An 18,226-nucleotide genomic window follows, 5' to 3' on the forward strand; every position below is an offset into this window, starting at 1 on the left:
AAAAGAAGATCAGATTAATGGACAAAACATCCGCTTATTACCGACAGGTTTCCCTGTTGATCCGAATGCTTCCGGTTGTGGCAATCGAGCCTGTCTTCGCTTTGAAAGGCGGAACAGCCATTAATTTGTTTGTTCAGGATTTCCCCAGACTTTCTGTAGACATTGACCTTGCCTACCTTCCTCTCGAACCAAGAGATGAAGCCCTGCAAAATGTTCGCTCAGCACTCGAACGTATAGCTGAGCGGATTAATACACAGCCTTCAACCCGTGCAGTTCTTCAGGGCAATCGGCAAGACGAATTAAGAATTATTGTCACTACAGAATCCGCAACCATCAAAATCGAAGTCTCTCCTGTTGCCAGAGGCACACTGCATGACCCAGAGCTGCTACCCGTGGTCGAATCAGTAGAAGAAGAATTTGGTTATACTGAAATACCTGTTGTCAGTCAGGCTGATTTATATGGCGGAAAACTCTGTGCCGCCATGGATCGCCAACACCCACGAGACCTGTATGATGTACAACAACTACTGAATGCAGGTGGTATTTCCAGAGAGATATTTACTGGCTTTCTAACCTACACACTGAGCCACCCACGCCCAATACATGAAGTCATGTCGCCACGCTGGAAAGAGTTGGAGCAAACTTTTTACGATGAGTTTGTCGGCATGACGAACGAACCAGTGGAATTGAACGAGCTGATAGAAACCCGCTCTCGTATGGTGGCAGCCTTACAAGCTCGCTTCACCAAGAGAGATCATGATTTTCTGTTATCTTTCAAACAGGGTAAACCGAACTGGGCATTATTTGACGAGCCTTCTGCTGCAAAACTTCCTGCTATCCGCTGGAAGCTGATGAATATTCAACGCTTGTCTAAAAACAGGGATAAGCATCAACAGCAACTTGAAAAATTGGAAAATACACTTGAACATTGGTTGCTAATGACAGAAAACAGAATTTAAAAAAATTGGGACATTGTCAGGCCACACGGCAGCAGTCTGTTTCAGTATGTATTGACACGGACTGGTTGATTTATTCCTGATTAGGGTGGTGAATGTCGGTAAAAAAGTGCTGGCAGAGCTGGTTCAGCTGGTGGCTGGTCCCGGATTTTAATGTTTCACGAAACTGCCAGCCCAGCGTTCTTTGTTTCTGAAGCACCGGTTCTGGCAGACTTTCAGGTTCGGTGGTCAGGCTCGGCATACAGAGCCTGAGGAAGCTTTTTTCAGTCAGCACCACCTGATCCAGACCTTCCAGTCGAACTCTTTCGCAATAGTGTATATAACCTTCCCTGGCCAGCCAGAGAAAACTGTCAAAACAGGCTTGATGTCGTTTGCCGGGTAATCCGAATTCATCCACTGGCTCGGGGGTAATGATGTCATCGACGTACAGTGAAGTCAGTCTTGGAAAGACATTGTAGAGATGCACCAGCGTCCTGGCGCAATCATGAAAAAAGTCATCTATGTGAATATCAGCCATGTTCAGAACTTTAGTCTTCACTATTGTTTGTAACGACTCAGGAATCGTTCTAGTTTATCGCCCACCATTTCCAGATCTTCAATTCTGGGCAGGGTAATAATCCTGAGATGGTCCGGGTCCGGCCAGTTGAAGGCACGACCCTGCACCAGCAGGATTTTTTCCTGAATTAACAAGTCCAGCACCAGCTGTTCGTCATCGTGAATCGGATACTTTTTCGGATCCAGTTTCGGGAATACGTACAGTGCCCCTTTGGGTTTTACACAGCTGACACCGGGTATCTGATTCAGGCGTTCATGGATGGCATCTCTCTGCGCCAGAAGTCTGCCGCCGGGCAGGATCAGGTCATTGATGCTCTGATAGCCTCCCAGTGCTGTTTGAATAGCATGCTGGGCAGGAACGTTGGAACACAGGCGCATGGAGGCCAGCATCTCCAGACCTTCCAGATAATCTCTGGCTTTATGCTTGGGGCCGCTGGCGACCATCCAGCCAGAACGAAAGCCAGCCGCACGATAGGATTTGGAGAGTCCGTTGAATGAGATCATAAACACATCATCTGCCAGGGATGCCATGGCCGTGTGCTCGGCACCGTCATAAAGAATTTTGTCGTAAATCTCGTCGGCAAAAATAATCAGGCTGTGCTGGCGGGCAATCTCAATGATCTCCTGTAGCAGCTGGGGTGGGTAAACGGCACCCGTTGGATTGTTAGGGTTGATGATTACAATGCCCCGGGTTTTGGCGGTAATTTTGCTTCGAATATCATCCAGGTCCGGATACCAGTCAGCGTGTTCGTCACAAAGGTAGTGGACGGCTCTGCCTCCTGAAAGATTGGCAGCGGCAGTCCAGAGCGGGTAGTCCGGCGCCGGGATCAGCATTTCATCACCGTTATTCAGTAAGCCCTGCATCGCCATGACCACCAGTTCGCTGACGCCATTACCGATAAAAATGTCTTCCAGCTCGACACCGGGAAAATCTTTTTGCTGGCAATAGTGCATCACCGCCTTGCGCGCTGAAAACAAGCCTTTGGCGTCGGTATAACCCTGGGAGTCAGGGAGGTTGAGAATGACGTCCTGAATAATCTCTTCAGGTGCATCAAAGCCGAACGGTGCAGGGTTGCCGGTGTTTAATTTCAGTACACGTTGGCCTTCCTCTTCCAATCTTCTGGCTTCACGCAACACCGGGCCACGTATTTCGTAGCAGACGTTTTCCAGTTTCAGAGACTTCTCAATATCCTTCATGGGTGCTTTCCAGTGGGCCGATGTCAGGCCAATTGTCTTTTATGTAAGTTGTTATTACTCGGGGCAGCCTGAGTATTTTTCCATCAGTGAGTAGCATTTGTTCTTTGGTCGTTACATGATTCCCCTGAATATCATCAACTCAACCATCAATAGACAGGAATAAGTAAACAGTGTTTTCTCTGGCAGGGAATCAGACGATCATTATGATCGCTTTAGGGCAACAGTGCACGATTCAAACTCTGACATTTTCGTTAAAACAGCTGGAGGTACTATGAAAATTGAAAAAACCGATGCCCAGTGGCAGCAAGAGCTGACGGATGAGCAGTATCATGTCTGTCGGCAAAAGGGTACCGAGCGGCCATTTTCCGGTGAATACGTCCATTTTGATGGTAAGGGTCGTTATAGCTGTGTCTGCTGTGATCAGGTTTTGTTCGAATCCACGACCAAATTCGATGCCGGTTGTGGTTGGCCCAGTTTCTGGGAAGTGGTGGATAAAGAGGCGGTAAAATACCTTAAAGACGACAGTCTGGGCATGGATCGGATAGAAGTGGTGTGCTCAGCCTGCCATGCCCATCTGGGGCATGTGTTCCCTGATGGGCCGGAGCCCACAGGGTTGAGGTATTGTATGAATTCGGTTGCTCTTCAGTTTAAGGAAGACAGCTGAATTGCGTATCAACGGTCAACCCTCAATGTCAGGCCGCTAACCAGCGGGTCAGAGTGCTTTCAAGCTGTTCCTTGTTAATGGGTTTAGCCAGGTGGTCGTTCATTCCCGCATCCAGACATTGCTTTTTGTGTTCATTCAGGGCGTTGGCTGTTAAGGCTATGATGGGCGTCTCTCTGGTTTCTATCTGGTCCCGCAGTCTGCGAGTGGTGGTGTATCCATCCATAACCGGCATGTTGCAGTCCATCAGAATCAGGTCATAGCGTTTATGCTGACAGGCTGCCAGGCACTGCTCACCGTTATGGGCCAGCTCTACCTTATAGCCCAGTTGCTCAAGCATTCCCTCTGCCACCATTCGGTTAATGGAATTATCTTCGACGACCAGAACTGAGTAGTCGCTGCTTTTTTTATCCTCAATTTTCAGGGGTTCAGGTAATGCCCGGGAGTCCTGGTCAAGGGAGCCCCGGGTTTTTTCCAGTGCCTGGATGAGCGTTGACCGGGTCAGGGGGAGTGGTAACCAAACCAGAGTGTCCGGGCTGTTGTCCAAAGGTGTATGGGCAGCATAAATCACTTTCAGTGAAGGATTGTCCTGACTGGCTTTTTTAGCCAGAGCTTCACTTTCAGTAATCAGAATGTCGGCCCAGTCAGCGGATGGCTCACCTATCTCGTTATCAGAGCTTCGCCGATGGCTGATCCCCCAATGCGTCAGGAGATGGGAGCAGTAGCTTTGCAGGGCTTCTGAGCCATTGAGTACCAGCTGGTTGTTGAGGACGCCCACAGGCACCGGCACTTTTTCTGCTCCTGACTCATAGCGGAAGGGTAACCGGACAGAAAAGGTGCTGCCTTTTTCGGGCTCTGATATGACCGACAGTTGTCCACCCATGTTATTGACAATCGCCTGGGTCAAAGACAACCCCATCCCCGAGCCCCCGAAGCGGCGACTGGTATCACTGCTGGCCTGGGTAAAGGGTTTGAAAACTTCGTCCAGGGCGGATTCAGGGATACCGATACCGGTGTCACTGATGTTCAGCATGATTTCAAGACGCTTTTCAGAGCACTTTTTACAGCACTTTTCACAGCACTTTCCAGAGGTTTTCCTGTAGTCGAGCCAGACACGAATTTCACCCGTATCGGTAAATTTTGCGGCATTGCCGATCAGGTTGCTAATGACCTGATGGAACCGGGTTGGATCACCCACCACTGCTTCTGGCAGGGTGGGGTCAATATCACAATGGATCGGAACCCCTTTAGTGAAGGTGGATTGTCCTGCAAGAACGACAACATCCTCCAGTGAGCTCCTGAGGTCAAAAGAGATTTCTTCAAGAACCATCTTGCCAGATTCAAGCCGGGAAAGATCCAGAATATCGTTAAGCAGGCGAATCAGATGACAGCCAGAATCTCTGGCAATGGTCAAACGCTGACGTTGCACTTCAGTCAGTTCTTCGTCCAGGGCAACACTCAGCATGCCCAGCAGTGCATTGAGCGGTGTTCTGATTTCGTGACTCAGGCTGGATAGCTGTCTGGCCCGCTGACTGGCCGTCTCCATTGCCTGGCTGCGTGCTTTCTCAAGCTGACGGTTGGTTTTCTCGAGCATTTCGTTGTTGTTGCGAATTTCTCTGGTTCGTTGGGCAATAATGGTTTCCAGTTCAGACAAATGTTCACGTAACTGCTCTTCAGCCAGTTGCCGGTGATGCAGATGATGATGAATGTTGTTCAGATAACGGTTGATCGTGCGGTTGAGTAGGCCGATTTCATCACTCTCATGGCCTTTGGGCTCTGGCAGCCTCTCTTCCGGATGCTTAACCATTTTGTCCGTCATGTTCAGCAGCGGCTTAGTCAACATGTGATAAAACATGATGAACAACACCAGTGAAAACAGAAAGGTTTTGACCAGCCCCGCCGCCATGGTCACGATGGAACGATCAAAAAACTGAATACCGATAGGGCGAGTATCGGCAACAATTTTTAGCCAGCCGAGCTGTTCATCTTCATCAAAAGGAACCCTGAGTTCCCTGATATAGGTTCGGCTGGCCCCAAACAGCATATTGGTAAAGGGGCGGGCTTTATCCTGTTGCGGTTCTTTGCTCTCGGTAGCAAGGATGGCACCCGATGGTTCAATAATTTCTGCCTTGACGATGGTGGGTGATTTGATGAGCCCAAGTACCAGTTCGTTGCCCAGTTCTTTATCAAGGTTATAGGCAATACGGGCAGCTGGAGTCCTGGCGATGGCGATATGGGTCTCTATCGTGGCATCAATTTGTTGATCCTGAGACAGGTAGTCGGCTATGACCTGGAAAAGACTCAGGAACAGCCCGAGGATAAAGGCAACGGCGACGGTGTTACGTGCCTGTTTGAATGACAGTCGATCCCTGAAATGAATTGGCATGGGCGCCGCTTTCTTATTCTCTTAGTTATTAAACACTCAACAACCTATTTTTACCGGTATTTTTCTGTCAACGCAACTTTCCGGTTAACGCAACTTTCCGCTTAACGCAACAAGGGCTCCGGGCAAAAGAATGGTTGAGTTCTGTCGTATGGCTCCCGATCCGGGAGGATTAAAGCTTTCTCTGATGAAAATTCACTTTCTTTGCCCTGGTTCCCCAGGGACAAAGAAAGCGTTCGTTTTCGAACAGGGGTCAGTCCTTAGCCTGAGACCCGTAAAGGGCACCCAGAGTGTAGGAGTAAGGAAGACTGTTTGCGTGAGAGAATGACCATTTAGGTACATTTTCCTTGAAGTATTTCTCCCAGCCATGCTTGTACAGTTTCATGGTGCGATCGCGGCGTTCACGGAAGTGCAGATAATTCTCGTGTCGAGTCCAGCCATACATCATGTCGTTTGCTTTAACACGGCTTGCATACTCTTCATCCGTTTCATTGAAGCGTTGAGGCGAAGTAATGGCAGTACGTTTCTTATAGGCGCCACGCTTTTCACCGACTCCCCGCCAGCGGTTGATCTTGTCAAGGCTACGACCCAGGGGGCCACCCAGCCATTGAGTCAGCATTTTGTTGTCGTTCATAAAGAAGTCAAAGGAGAGCGTTGAGGCCAGGGCAAACCCGAAGGTTTGGGCGTAGGTCAAACCGGATAAAAAACCGTGGGTGTACGCTCCGACAGTGGTAACCGGACCCAGCACCAGGCTGGCGGTGGCAGAGGCCAGCGTTTTCACTTTTTGTGGTGTCACCTGGTGCAGCAGCGGTATCTGAACCCCTTGTCTGGACGACATGGATTTCACGATTTCGGGCACCAGGCGGTAAATGCTGCGATACATATGAGGGTTGGCGTTGTACTGTCTGGCAAACAGCGACGAGCCGGTTTCCAGTAGAATGACTGAGGAAGCGGCCTTGCCAAATGGCATCGCCAGCCCGGCCACCTCGGTGAACCTTTCAATTGCCCTGTGATAGCGATATTGCCCGGTTCGGTCAAGATCAAAGCCATAGCGTTCCAGCCAGTGTTGGAAAGGTGTCAGCATCCTGTGGGTGTAATCACCCCGGTTGGTCAGGTCCAGAAGATAGAGGAGCGCCATGTTGACGAGAGATTGCTTGCTGGCTTCCAGAGCATTTCGGGTCGCCAGTAGAGGTCGGTAGTTAGTGAAGTACCAGGTGGCCGCCTGTACCAGAGAGGCTGAAGGTTTAAGCCAGTATTCATGTAACTGATATTCGACGGCTGCGGCATGAGCCAGCATGAGTGTGTCGTTGATAACCTCAAGAAATGTTGTTTCAGTCAGGCCAGCGGCATTGGCGTAAGGTGTCAGGGTATCCTTGATATTGGTCAGGAAGGCAGTCGTCTTGCGACCGTCTTCAAAGGCAATATCGTCAAGAATGTAGTTGGCGATGACCGCCGCAGAGTATTCTTTCATACCGGCAACCGATTCTTTCATACCTGTCGGGCCAGTGTCGGTCACGGTCACAGGGGCAAAGGCACTCTGCATGAAATTTTCAGCCGCCTTGTCGGACAACTTCTGGACAACCTCTTTGAACTTAGGCGTATCGATGCCGTGTTTGTTGTCAAGGAAGTGCTCAAACTCCTTCACTATCTCATAACCAGCGACACCCCTGACGGCGTTCATGTAGTTTTCAAGTTCAACCTTGCTGATCAGGCCTTCATGCAGAAGATGGATGATCTTGTTACCGCTGGCAGAATGACTGGCAAAGTATTCTGAGAAGCTGTTCAGGTCCCCAGGTTCATGACTGACGTAATGAATGACCCTCAGGCCCATGTTGCGAATGTCCTCATCGTATTCTTGAGGCCCGTTTCTCATCTCATTCCTGGCCCTGCGCACAAGATCCAGCACTTCTCCCAGGGCATTCATTGGCTGGTCTTCCACGGGCTCAACAGGGTATTCAGGGAGAGCCTTCAGGCGTTTGAAAATTTCTACAATTCCGCCGGCCTGATCGAACGCCAGCTTATCTCCGGTCATTTCCACCAGGCGAATGGGTGCAAATTCATTGTCAAAATCTAAAGCATCAATGAAAGAGGCTGCCTTATCGCTCTCTACTGCCATTTCTGTCAGGGCCATTGCCGCTTCCAGAGCCTGCTCCTTGAGCGGATGTGACTGCGTGAAGGCGAGCATCTCGGTACGTATTTTTTTCTGACTTGGTGTGTACTGAAAGGTGCCACCTTCATTTTCGATAGCTTGCTCTTCAGCCTGTATGACTTGCTTTAATCTCTCAATATGAGCTCTTTTGGTTGCAATCTCATCTTTCAGACGATCCTGTTTCCGGGTGAGTTGCAGGATCTTGCCACCAGCACCGTCATTCCCACCCAGTTGCATCCGTCTGTTTCTCAGGGTATTAATCCGATCTTCATTGGTGTCAGCAACGTCCGTCAGACCCATGGCTTTTTCAGTGGCTTCAAGAGCGGCTTCATGATAATCCGCCAGTGCCTTTTCTGCTTTTAAGGTAGCTTCTTTTTTCTCCTCCAGGGCTGTCGTCAGTTTGATTATCTCTTCTTTATGCAGGGTCTGAGTCTTGTCATCGAGGTTTTCAAAACCTTCGGCTCCTTCAACCTCTTGCTGTTTGCTAAGGTCGTTTTGTGCACTCGTCTCGGCAAGGCGGGCATTTTCTGCCTCTATATTTTTCCTGTCGTGCTCATGCAGGAAGCTTGTGACCTGGGCGTAATTTTTCCTCGCTAAAGTCAGTTCGCCATCGGGTTCAGGGGAAGCCTCCAGACCAGGACGACCTTCGAGGTTTTCAAGGGCATTAGAGTCATCATCTTTTTCCAGTGAGCCCTGGTTACTGTCTGTCAAGATGTTGTGAGCTTTTGCGGCAGCTTCCAGTTTTTCATAGATTTCATCTGTTCTTTCTGGTGCCTTTTCCTGCAGGTATTGTTTGATATCGTCAATTCGCTCTTGACAGGTTTGCTCATCGCCTGCGGGCAGGCCTAAATCGGTCTGAACTTTTTTTACTTCCTGATTCATCGACTCCAGGTCAGTTTGCTGGTTATCAGAGCGAATCAAAAATGGTAGTTGTTTGCGACTAAGTTTATTCAGTTTGTGATTCGCAGCTGACAGCTCTTTTTCAGCGTATTCCAAATCCTGTCTGGTTCTGGCCAGCTTACGGTCATAGGCGTATCGGGGTTTAAGCCCGAGATGAGCCATTTCTCTGTCAAGTGCCTTTTCAATGGCTGCGATACGCTCATTAACGTCAGGCTTACCACCCATATTGGCAATGTCTTTGTGCAGCTGTTTGAGTTTTGCTTTAATCTTACGGTTCTGATCGACGAGAGTGGCATCGTCATAGTTTGTTTTGTCTGCCTTATCCATCAAAGCATCAACTTTAGCTGTCAAAACCTTCTTCTGGTCAGTCAGGGAGCCTTCTTCAAATTCCATTTCTAACTCGTCTGACGGTTTGTAAGCGGAAGCCTGGCCTCTTTCTTTGGTGGCACGGTTATCACTCGCTTCGATCTCCAGTGCGCTTTCTATAGCGTCAAGCATCCTTGTCTGTTCTTCCCTGGCTTGCTTATCCAGGAACGAATCGTCAACTGTATAGATAAGGCTCGCACGAAGCTGCCTGAGTTTGAGGTCCTGCTCGCTGAGAGCTTTGCTGTCTTTCTCCCAGAGGCCTTGATATACCTGATCCAGTGCGTATTCTGGTACATCATAGCTCTTAACCGTTGTAAGAAGCTGGGCAAACCTTGCTGCTGCATCATCGTTTTGACTGAATTCGATGTCGAGTATTTCTGCTGCTGCTTTCATCAGGGCGGTTTGTTGCTCTGGGGTTTGCTGATGCAGGTCCGAACCTTCAATTTTATAGTGAAGGTGGGCAATAAGCTTCATAAGCTTGGGATTCTTATCGTCCAGGCCGGCGTCTTTATCTACCCATACTGCCCATATCGCGTTATCTGTCTCCTCAATCTTGTCATTCGGGAGGTCGCCGCGGTCAATGATTTCAAGCACCTTACTGAATCGTGTTGCTTTTTCATCCTCTTCATTGACTTCGATGGAGAGTATTTCTTCTGTGCTTTCCAGTATTTCCAGGGCCCCTTCCTCTACCCGTTCCCTGGCTTCCCTGATGAATTCCTGCATGTCTTCAGAAATGTGATCGCGACGGAGGTAGATATCATCGTTTTCATTGAGGTCAGTCATCTCAAGGGCTCTTTCCACATCACTGATCGTCTCAAGGACATCAGGCATGGCCTTGGGGTGGCCTGGTGTTCTGATATCATCCAGCTCCTCTTCCAGCTTTGCGATCCTGATGATCTTGCCAGTCAGCTTCAAGCTCATTAGTGAATATTGTTCCTGTGTGGGTATTTCAGCCAACTCATTTTCAGGAGTCACTGTCGGGGCATCTTTTTTGCCATCGGTTGCAGAGCCTTTTGAATACTCTTCTTTGCCATCGGTTGCGCCATCGGTTGCGCCATCGGTTACGCCATCGGTTGCGCCATCGGTTGCAGAGCCTTCTGAAGGATTTTCATATTTCAAAGTCTCAACTTTCTGAAGGAGTTCTTCATGTCTGTCATCCTCTGCCGCAAGTTTTTGGCGCGCTTGATCAAACAGCTCTTTCTGTGCTTTCAGGTGCTCGCTAATGGCCTTATGACGGGTATCCTCAGGGTTCTTTTTACCTGAGGGCAGGCCGAGCTTAGCTTCAATTTTAGTCAGAGTGTTCTGGATGGATTTAGGTTTTTGATTGTCTTGCAGGTGCTGCTGAATGAGCTGGTAGCGGGCGCTCAGATCGTTTTCGTTATCTGTAACAAGACCGAATTTTTTTTCATAGTGAGCCAGCGTTCCTTTTACAGCTTCTTCCTCAGAATTCCCTGTAGCGGTACCTGTTGGAGTGTCTTTGGTAGCAACCGATTTTGTGGCAACCGGTGTTGCTGTAACCGGTGTTGGGGCAATGGATCGGGCGATGATTGATGTGGCGGCAATCGATGTAGGAGCGATCGATGTAGGAGCAATCGATGTAGGAGCAATCGATGTAGCGCTAATCAGTGGTCTGATACTGGGTGTTGCGATCATCGATCTTGCGGCAGGCGATTGCCTGAATTCCTTGATTCTTGCGTCGATGATTTCGTCCTGCTTTGCTAGTGGCTGACTACTATCCCAGTCATAAATGCTCAGATCTTTTGCCAGTTTTTTGTTCATAGATCGCCTGGCTTCCGCTCTTGCTTCCTGATCTGCTTTTTGCTCCATTATTATTGGAATTAGATCGACTTCATCTTGTATTTGCTTCAACCGGTTCCCCTGTTTCTCCACTTCTTGATGGTGATCAGTGTGCCGCTGTCTGATCTCACCGATTTGCAACTTAAGGTGTTGCCGAACAGCCAGGTGGCGGGCTGCCAGGTCGTTTTCGTCGTGTGGAACTATTGAGAAATGACCTTCAATGGTAGACAGCTTTTCCCGGACTACCTCATCGGGTTGTCCAGTGATTTGTTGCAGCTGCTGTTGAATGGATTGAAGGACTTCCAGATCGTCTTCATTGACTAAGGTGATGTCGCGCTTGCTGCCAATGGCTACTGATCCTGCTTCTGTCATTTCGGCATCGGTCTGATCTATTGCGGCATTGGTTTGCTGGATTTTAAGAGCCTGCTCCCGGAGGAGCCTGTCTTGCTCTGTCAGCGATTTGGAATTATCCCAGTCTTTAATACCAAGCACTGCTGCCATTTTGGCATTGTGAGCCAGTGTGGTATCGATTTCCACTTCATGAACTCGTTTTTCCACCTCATGAACTCGTTTTTCCAGCCCTGGAATGCGGTTGATTTCCTTATTAAGTTTCTGTAACCAGATTTTTGGGTTTTCCGGTTCTCGTCGCTGAGCATGTTGTTGAACGTTCTCATCAGACTTTTGACTGGCCATGTCTTGAACCATTTTGATCGCAAATGCTTCGTCAGAGCTAAAAGCATCTACCATCGGTGAGCCGAAGCTGGGTAAAAATGCCTTAATAAAACGCTCGTCATTCAGAAGGTTTATAAAGGCAGGTTTGAAGCTGAAGCGTTTTGCCAGTTGATCCCGGATCCAGGGAGCCGAGACAAGCGACTCAGCGACTTGCATCTGTTTTACTGTAAATTGAAATTCATCTGCGCCATCCTGAGTGGCGCTGCTCAATGCCCACTGAAGAACTTCATAGTCTGCCAGCATCCTCATGTGATTGTGATTAAGCTTTTCGGGATCAGCAGCCAGTTCAGCAGCAAGGTTCTCCAGTAACCTCATCTGAGTACTTTGAAGGACGTACTGGTAGCTTTTGACCTTTTCTGTTTTAACCTGAGCCTGAGACAGAACCTCAGTCTCGGCTTTATCCTGAGCCTCAGTCTCGTCGGCGTTCTCATTTCTTTCGTACATTTGCCATAGGTAGTAAAGACCTTCTACGAAAGAAGTATCGCTCGGATTTGGCTTCTGACTGTGGAAAACAATCGTGTCCCCCGGAGCCTCATATACTTCCAGTTTTGGATAACCCTCAGGTGCAGGATGAGCCTGCGTGTTGTCCTTGACGTATTCAACGTAGCCGACGGGTTTATCGTCCATGAACAGGTGATTCAAAGCTTCCTGTTGTATACCTTCTCCCTCGATATGAACCTTGGCATAAGCTGAAGTGGCTGCTGCAAAGAGCACCTCATCATTGACAAAGATGGATTGACCCAGACGCTGCAGGGCAGGAGGATAATCGGCTGCTGCGATAAGGCGCATGAAGGTGCGCTTTTTGACGTCAACGGGTTCCACGTCGATGTTAGCAAGGGGAATATAGTCATCCGCATCGCCAAGGCTTCCTGCTTTTTGATGGGCACCTTTCAGTAATGCGGCCAGCTGTTCGGGGCCGGCGATTTTTGTTAATGGATCAAATGGATCAAATGGTTCGATGTCAACTGCAAGTAATTGAGCACTGACAGTATCAATGGTATTTTCATGGGTCATTCCGTCTCTGACTTCAATGAACAGTTCTTTTTCTGCAAGGTTATGGGTGAACCTGAAGATTCCCTCGTTACCTACCTTGAGGACTTTGACGTATTTCTGAGCAAAGCCATTGTCGTCTGTTTCAAATAGATCCACAGTGGAAACGCCACCGTCGATGCCGGAAAGAACATTTGTGAAGCTTGGAGAGGGAGCCTTATGGCCCGTTCTGGTTTGAGCCTGATCAGGATAGGTGGTGGTAAAGGATTTAGGTATAGGTTGCTGGTTGTCGTCTAAAGTTGGCTTAACCATGACCTCACTTCGGATAAACTCCGTACGACCGTTCGCAGGGTCGACAGACCTTATTTGCAGCCTGCGATTGGCCATGCCGATGGTGTCGGCCAGTGCCTGTGTGCCGATGATGGAAGAACTGATTGCAAGGGTCACTGCAAGGCTTAGTGCATGGGGGCGAGCAGTTGTCATTCTACTACCTCAGAGCTGATTACCTTTGTTACCGTGAAAAGTGATTTCCACACCAGGCGAGGAAAAGCTTTGAGTCGCTAAGGGCTTTCCAGTCGCTAAGGGCTTTCCAGTCGCTAATGGCTTTCCAGTCGCTAATGGCTTTCCAGTCGCTAATGGCTTTCCAGTCGCTAATGGCTTTCCAGTCGCTAATGGCTTTCCAGTCGCTAATGGCTTTCCAGTCGCTAATGGCTGTTTCGGTAAGCTGTTGAGTCAATTTAGTTCACAGTGGCAAATTCGGTAAGCTAATGAGTGAATTTAGTTTGCACTGGCAAAACTCAGTGCCAGTAAAATTCGATCCTCTACGGGTTTCTGATAACACAGTTCATTGCGGGCATTCTTATCTTTATCGTCGCTATGTCGTCATTTGTAGAAGACTCCAAAAGTGTAGGAGTAAGGAATACTTTCTGCGTGGGAGAATGACCATTTAGGTACATTTTCCCGGAAGTATTTTTCCCAACCATCCTCGTATAATTTCATGGTGCGATCGAGGCGTTCACGGAACTGCAGGTAATTTTCCTGTCGAGTCCAGCCATGCATCACGTTGGTTGCTTTAACACGGCTTGCATACTGTTCATCGGTTTCATGGAAGCGTTGAGGGGTAGCCACGGCAGTACGTTTTACATAGTCCTCGTCTTTTTCACCGACTTCCCGCCAGCGGTTGAGCTGGTCAAGACCACGGCCCAGGGGGCCACCCAGCCATTGAGTAAGCATCTTGTTGTCGTTCATAAAAAAGTCAAAAGTAAGCGTCGATGTCAGGGCAAGTCCGAAGGTTTGCGCGCTGCTAAACCCGGATACAAGACCGTGGGTGTACGCTCCGACGGTGGAAACCGGACCCAGTACCAGACCGGCGGTGGCAGAAGCCAGCGTTTTTACTTTTTCTGGTGTTACCCGATGCAGCAGTGGTATCTGAATCCCTTGTCTGGAAGCCATGGATTTCACGATTTCGGGCACCAGACGGAAAATGCTGCGATACATCCGGGGGTTGACGTTGTACTGTCTGGTAAACAGCATGGAGCCGGTTTGCAGCAGAATGACTGACGAGGCAGCCCTGCCGGCTGGCATTGCCAGCCCGCCTATTTCAGAGGTTTGGTCAATGCTGCTGTGGTAGGCATATTGTCTGGTCCGGTCAAGATCAGCATGGTAGTGTTCCAGCCAGTTCTGAAAAGGTGTTGGCATCCGGTGCAGGTAATCACCCCGACTGGTCAGATCCAGAAGATAGAGGAATGCCACGTTTAAGAGGGATAGTTTGGTCGCCCGCCAGGCGGTACTGGCCACCAGTAGGGGTTTGTAGCTGGAGTAGTACCAGGAGACAGCCTGTGCCAGGAAGGCCGAAGGCTTGAGCCAGTAATTATTGAGCTGCTGCTCAACCGCTGAGGCATGAGCCTGCATCAATGTGCTGTGGATAATCTTGATCAGGTCTGATTCAGACAGGCCAGCGGCATTGGCATAAGATGCCAGAGTATCCTGAATATTGGTCAGGAACGCTGCCGTCTTGCGGCCATGTTCAAAGGCAATATCGTCAAGAATGTAGTTGGCGATGACAGACATTGAGTACTCCTGCATACCGATCACCGATTCCTGCATACCCATCGGGCCAGTGGCGGTGACAGTCACAGGAGCAAAGGCACGCTGCATGAATTCCTCAACAGCCTTGTCGGATAACCTCTGGAGAACAGCCTTGAGCCGGGGCATATCGACGCCGTGTTTGTATTCAAGGAAGTGCTCAAACTCAGCCATTGTCTGATAACCATCGACACCTTTGACGGCCTTCATGTAGTGCTCAAGTTCACTCTTGCTGATCAGACCTTCAGCCAGTAGATGGATGATTTTGTTACCACTGGCAGAATGGGAGGCCAGGTATTCTGAGAAGCTTTTCAGATCCTCTGGTTCATGCTCGACGAAGTGAATGGCGGTTTTCCCCATGGTCTGTATTTCATGGTCGTATTCTTCTGCCCCCTGTCCGATCTGGGCCCTCACCCGGTCTACCAGATTCTGGATTTCATCCAGAGGGTTCAGAGGTTGATCGTCTACCGTTACGGGCGGGTCTGTTTGCTTAAGTTTTTTGAAGACTTTCACGATCCGTACGGCCTGATCAAGCGTCAGATCGTCTCCGGCCAATGTCCGCAGGCGAAGGGGGGCAAATTCATCGTCTGAGTCAAAAGTCCGAAGATTTGGTATTGGCCTGCCGCTCAGCTCTGCCGATTCTGCCAGACCCAGTGCGGCTTCCAGGGCTTGCCTCCTGAGAGGGTTCTCCTGCTTGTAGGCGCGTAGATCGGTTAGTATTTTGGCTTGTTTCGGCGTGTGCTGATAAGGGCCGTCGTCGTTTTTGACGGCGTCCTGTGCAGACTTCAGGATTTCCTTTAATATCTCTATTTCTGCTTGCTTGGTTTCTGCTGCTATTTTCAGGTGATCCTGTTCCCGGGTGGAGTCCAGGATACTGCCGTCCGTACTATCATCCCCGCCCTCTGTGACAGGAGGGGCGACATTAGCAAAAGTATCCTTCTGTTTCTGATAAATACCTTTCAGTTCGCTTTCAGCGGCTATTAATGCTTTTCTGACTCTGGCTAATTCACGATCCAGAACGTATCGGGGTTTGGGTCCCAGTTGCCTCACTTGTCTGGCAAGCTCAGCATCAATAGCTGTGACACGCTCACGAACCTTGGGCTGACCTAATCTGTATATTTTTTGTTCCAGCCGTACGAGATGTTCTTCAATGTGATTGATTTGATCATCGACCGCGGCGTCATGTTTATAGTCCTGAATGTTGAGTTGACGAGCAATTGCATTGATTGTATTTCTTATGGAATCTTCGTCGTCATAGAATTCGTGTATTGCAGACATTAATGCCCAGACTTTTCCTCTCAGACTGTCCTTCTTCTCATCCAGGTGGGCACTTTTTTTTAATTTTACTTCTAGAACCCTGGCCAGTTTTTCAGCAACATTCTCGCCTCTTTCTGTGGCAGCAACGTTTTCGCTGGTGTTGATGTCCAGTTTATCTTCTATAAGTTCAAGTAGCCTTGTCTGTTGTTTTTTGGCTCGCTCATCCAGGTTTAAGACATAATGCTTAAGACGTATAGTAAGTATCCGGAGCTTTGTGTCTTTATCGGCATTCAGGGGCATAGTGTTTTTTTTCCAGAGTCTGGTTTGCATATCATCCAGTAGGTATTCTGTGGTGCTGTCGTCGTGAAGTGTTTCACAAACCCTCTCCAGTCTTGTTGTTTTGTCATCACCTTTACTGATTTCAATGTTCAGTATTGCTTCTGCACCTTTCAGTACTTCCAAAGCCTCTTCCTCTACCCGCTGTCTGGCCTCTCTTATGTGTCTGTGCATGCTCCCGGCAATGATCTCGTGGCGGTAATACACATCGTCTTCTGCATCGAGCTCATCGATCGTCAGGGCTTGTTCTACGGCAGTCAGTTTCCTGAGCACTTCAGCTTTGGAGGTAAAGCGAGTGGTTATTTCATCAGCTGCCAGATTGCGCGGTAATTGATGTTTAATCTCTGAGTCTCTGGCTTCCCTCGCCTGTAGTGCTTCCAGCTTGCTGGTCAGCTGTCTGGTGATGGTGGCAATGATGTTGCGGGCAAATTTTTCATCGCTGTTATCGGTATCCGCAGCCGCTGCACTGACCAGGGGCATAAATTTCTGAACGAAATGCTCGTTGGCCAGAAGGTCTCTGAGTACTGGTTTGAAGCGGAAGTATCTTTCGAGTTGAAACTGCATCCAGACTGGATTGATGAGCCACGAAGCGAATCTGATGTGTGCTGATTTGAACTCAAATACACCTTCTGCATCTGGAGCAGCATTCTCCAATGTCTGCTGGATAGATTCGTAGTTTGCCAGCGTTATCAGTTTCTCTTCGCTTGGTTCAGCATCGTGCTGTACAGCCAGTTCAGCAGCAAATTCCTCCAACAGCGCCATCTGTTTGCTTCGAATAATGTGCTGGTAACTTTTGACCTTGTCTTTTTTTATCGTTGTTATGACCGGATCGGGGTGGGTACTCTCAACGTTTTCCCTGAGGTTAATAAGATCTTCGACAAAAGCGATGTCTGCCGGATTTTGCTTTTGACCATGGAAAACAATCATCTCTTCACGAGCCTCATGCACTTCCAGTTTTGGATAGCCGGCAGGCACTGGATAGGCCTGAGTCTCATCTTCAACGTGGACAATGTATCCGACAGGTTTATGGTATAACAACAGCTTGTTAAGAGCTTCCTGTTGTAATGCTTTATCCAGAACATAAACCTGGGCATAGGCGGAGGTGGCCGCTGCAAAAAGGGCTTCATCATTGACAAAGATCGATTGACCCAGGCTTTCCGGTTCAGGGGGCTGGTCACCCGAAGTGATAAGACGCATGAAGGTGCGCCTGTTCACTTCAACGCTCTCTACTTTAACCGTGGCAAGGGCGTCAAAGTGATGACCTGCACCAAGGTTGCCTGCTCTTTGATTTGCGCCCTTCAGTACACCGACCAGTTGTTCGGGACTGGCGACATTGGTCAAAGGCTCCAACGGCAGGTTATCACCCAAGTGGTTACGAACAGCCTCAACAGAGTCGGGATCCGTCATGCCGCTTCTGACTTCAATGACCAGTTTATCTTCTTCAAGGTTATGGGTGAATCTGAAGACGCTTTCATCGCCTACTTTCAGGATTTTGGTGTATTTCTCTGCCACACCATGCTCATCTGTTTCAAACAGATCAACACTGGCAACACTGCCGTCGACGTCAGAAAGCACATCGGTGAAGCCTTTGAAAGGAACGTCATAGCCCTCCGGAGTCTGATCAGAGTAAGTGGTTGTAAAAGAGTGAGGGATGGGTTGCTGATTATCATCCAGAGTAGGTCGAACGGTGACCTCACTCCGGATAGGTTCGACACGTTCACTACCCCAAAAAGCGACAGACCTTGTCTGCAGTTTACGCTCGGCCAGTGTTGGTGTCGCAATAATGGAAGAGCTGATAGCAACGGCTATTGCAATTAATGCCTTGGGGCGAGGATTTATCATTCAACTACCTCACATGAGGA

General features: G+C 49.0%; 8 protein-coding genes. 2 read left to right on the forward strand and 6 right to left on the reverse strand.

What is annotated here, in order from left to right; all coding sequences use genetic code 11:
• Nucleotides 1-17 precede the first annotated feature (17 nt).
• Nucleotides 18-959, forward strand: coding sequence for a nucleotidyl transferase AbiEii/AbiGii toxin family protein (locus tag K7B67_RS04340; RefSeq protein WP_252179147.1), 942 nt, complete (start codon nucleotides 18-20; stop codon nucleotides 957-959).
• A 70-nt stretch (nucleotides 960-1,029) separates the two neighbouring features.
• Here the strand turns inward: K7B67_RS04340 and K7B67_RS04345 are convergent, their stop codons facing one another.
• Together K7B67_RS04345 and K7B67_RS04350 are read right to left on the reverse strand one after the other, a co-directional pair.
• Nucleotides 1,030-1,494, reverse strand: coding sequence for a hypothetical protein (locus tag K7B67_RS04345; protein WP_252179148.1), 465 nt, complete (start codon nucleotides 1,492-1,494; stop codon nucleotides 1,030-1,032).
• Entirely contained in the window at nucleotides 1,494-2,708 is a 1,215-nt protein-coding gene (locus K7B67_RS04350; protein ID WP_252179149.1) for a pyridoxal phosphate-dependent aminotransferase, read from the reverse strand. Before K7B67_RS04350 ends, K7B67_RS04345 begins: the two co-directional genes overlap by 1 nt.
• 271 nt (nucleotides 2,709-2,979) lie before the next feature.
• Here K7B67_RS04350 and msrB point away from each other — a divergent pair, with 271 nt between their 5' ends.
• Complete coding sequence (gene msrB, locus K7B67_RS04355; protein ID WP_252179150.1) at nucleotides 2,980-3,372, forward strand: peptide-methionine (R)-S-oxide reductase MsrB; 393 nt, start codon at nucleotides 2,980-2,982, stop codon at nucleotides 3,370-3,372.
• A 28-nt stretch (nucleotides 3,373-3,400) separates the two neighbouring features.
• Here msrB and K7B67_RS04360 read toward each other — a convergent pair whose 3' ends face one another.
• The 4 genes from K7B67_RS04360 to K7B67_RS04375 all read right to left on the reverse strand — a co-directional run bounded on the left by K7B67_RS04360 (nucleotide 3,401) and on the right by K7B67_RS04375 (nucleotide 18,206).
• Nucleotides 3,401-5,755: a response regulator gene (locus K7B67_RS04360; RefSeq protein WP_252179151.1), complete on the reverse strand. Its 2,355-nt coding sequence runs from the start codon at nucleotides 5,753-5,755 to the stop codon at nucleotides 3,401-3,403.
• Nucleotides 5,756-6,005: 250 nt separating this feature from the next.
• A complete protein-coding gene (locus K7B67_RS04365; protein WP_252179152.1) occupies nucleotides 6,006-13,169 on the reverse strand; it encodes a hypothetical protein in 7,164 nt (2,387 codons plus the stop codon).
• Between the two features lie 28 nt (nucleotides 13,170-13,197).
• Nucleotides 13,198-13,422 (reverse strand): hypothetical protein, encoded by a 225-nt coding sequence (locus K7B67_RS04370; protein WP_252179153.1) that lies wholly within the window; start codon nucleotides 13,420-13,422, stop codon nucleotides 13,198-13,200.
• A gap of 146 nt (nucleotides 13,423-13,568) precedes the next feature.
• Nucleotides 13,569-18,206 carry a hypothetical protein gene (locus K7B67_RS04375; protein ID WP_252179154.1) on the reverse strand — a complete coding sequence of 1,546 codons (4,638 nt, stop codon included), beginning with the start codon at nucleotides 18,204-18,206 and terminating at the stop codon, nucleotides 13,569-13,571.
• Nucleotides 18,207-18,226 lie beyond the last annotated feature (20 nt).

Origin of the sequence: Endozoicomonas sp. 4G, assembly GCF_023822025.1 — a bacterium.
GTDB lineage: Bacteria > Pseudomonadota > Gammaproteobacteria > Pseudomonadales > Endozoicomonadaceae > Endozoicomonas_A.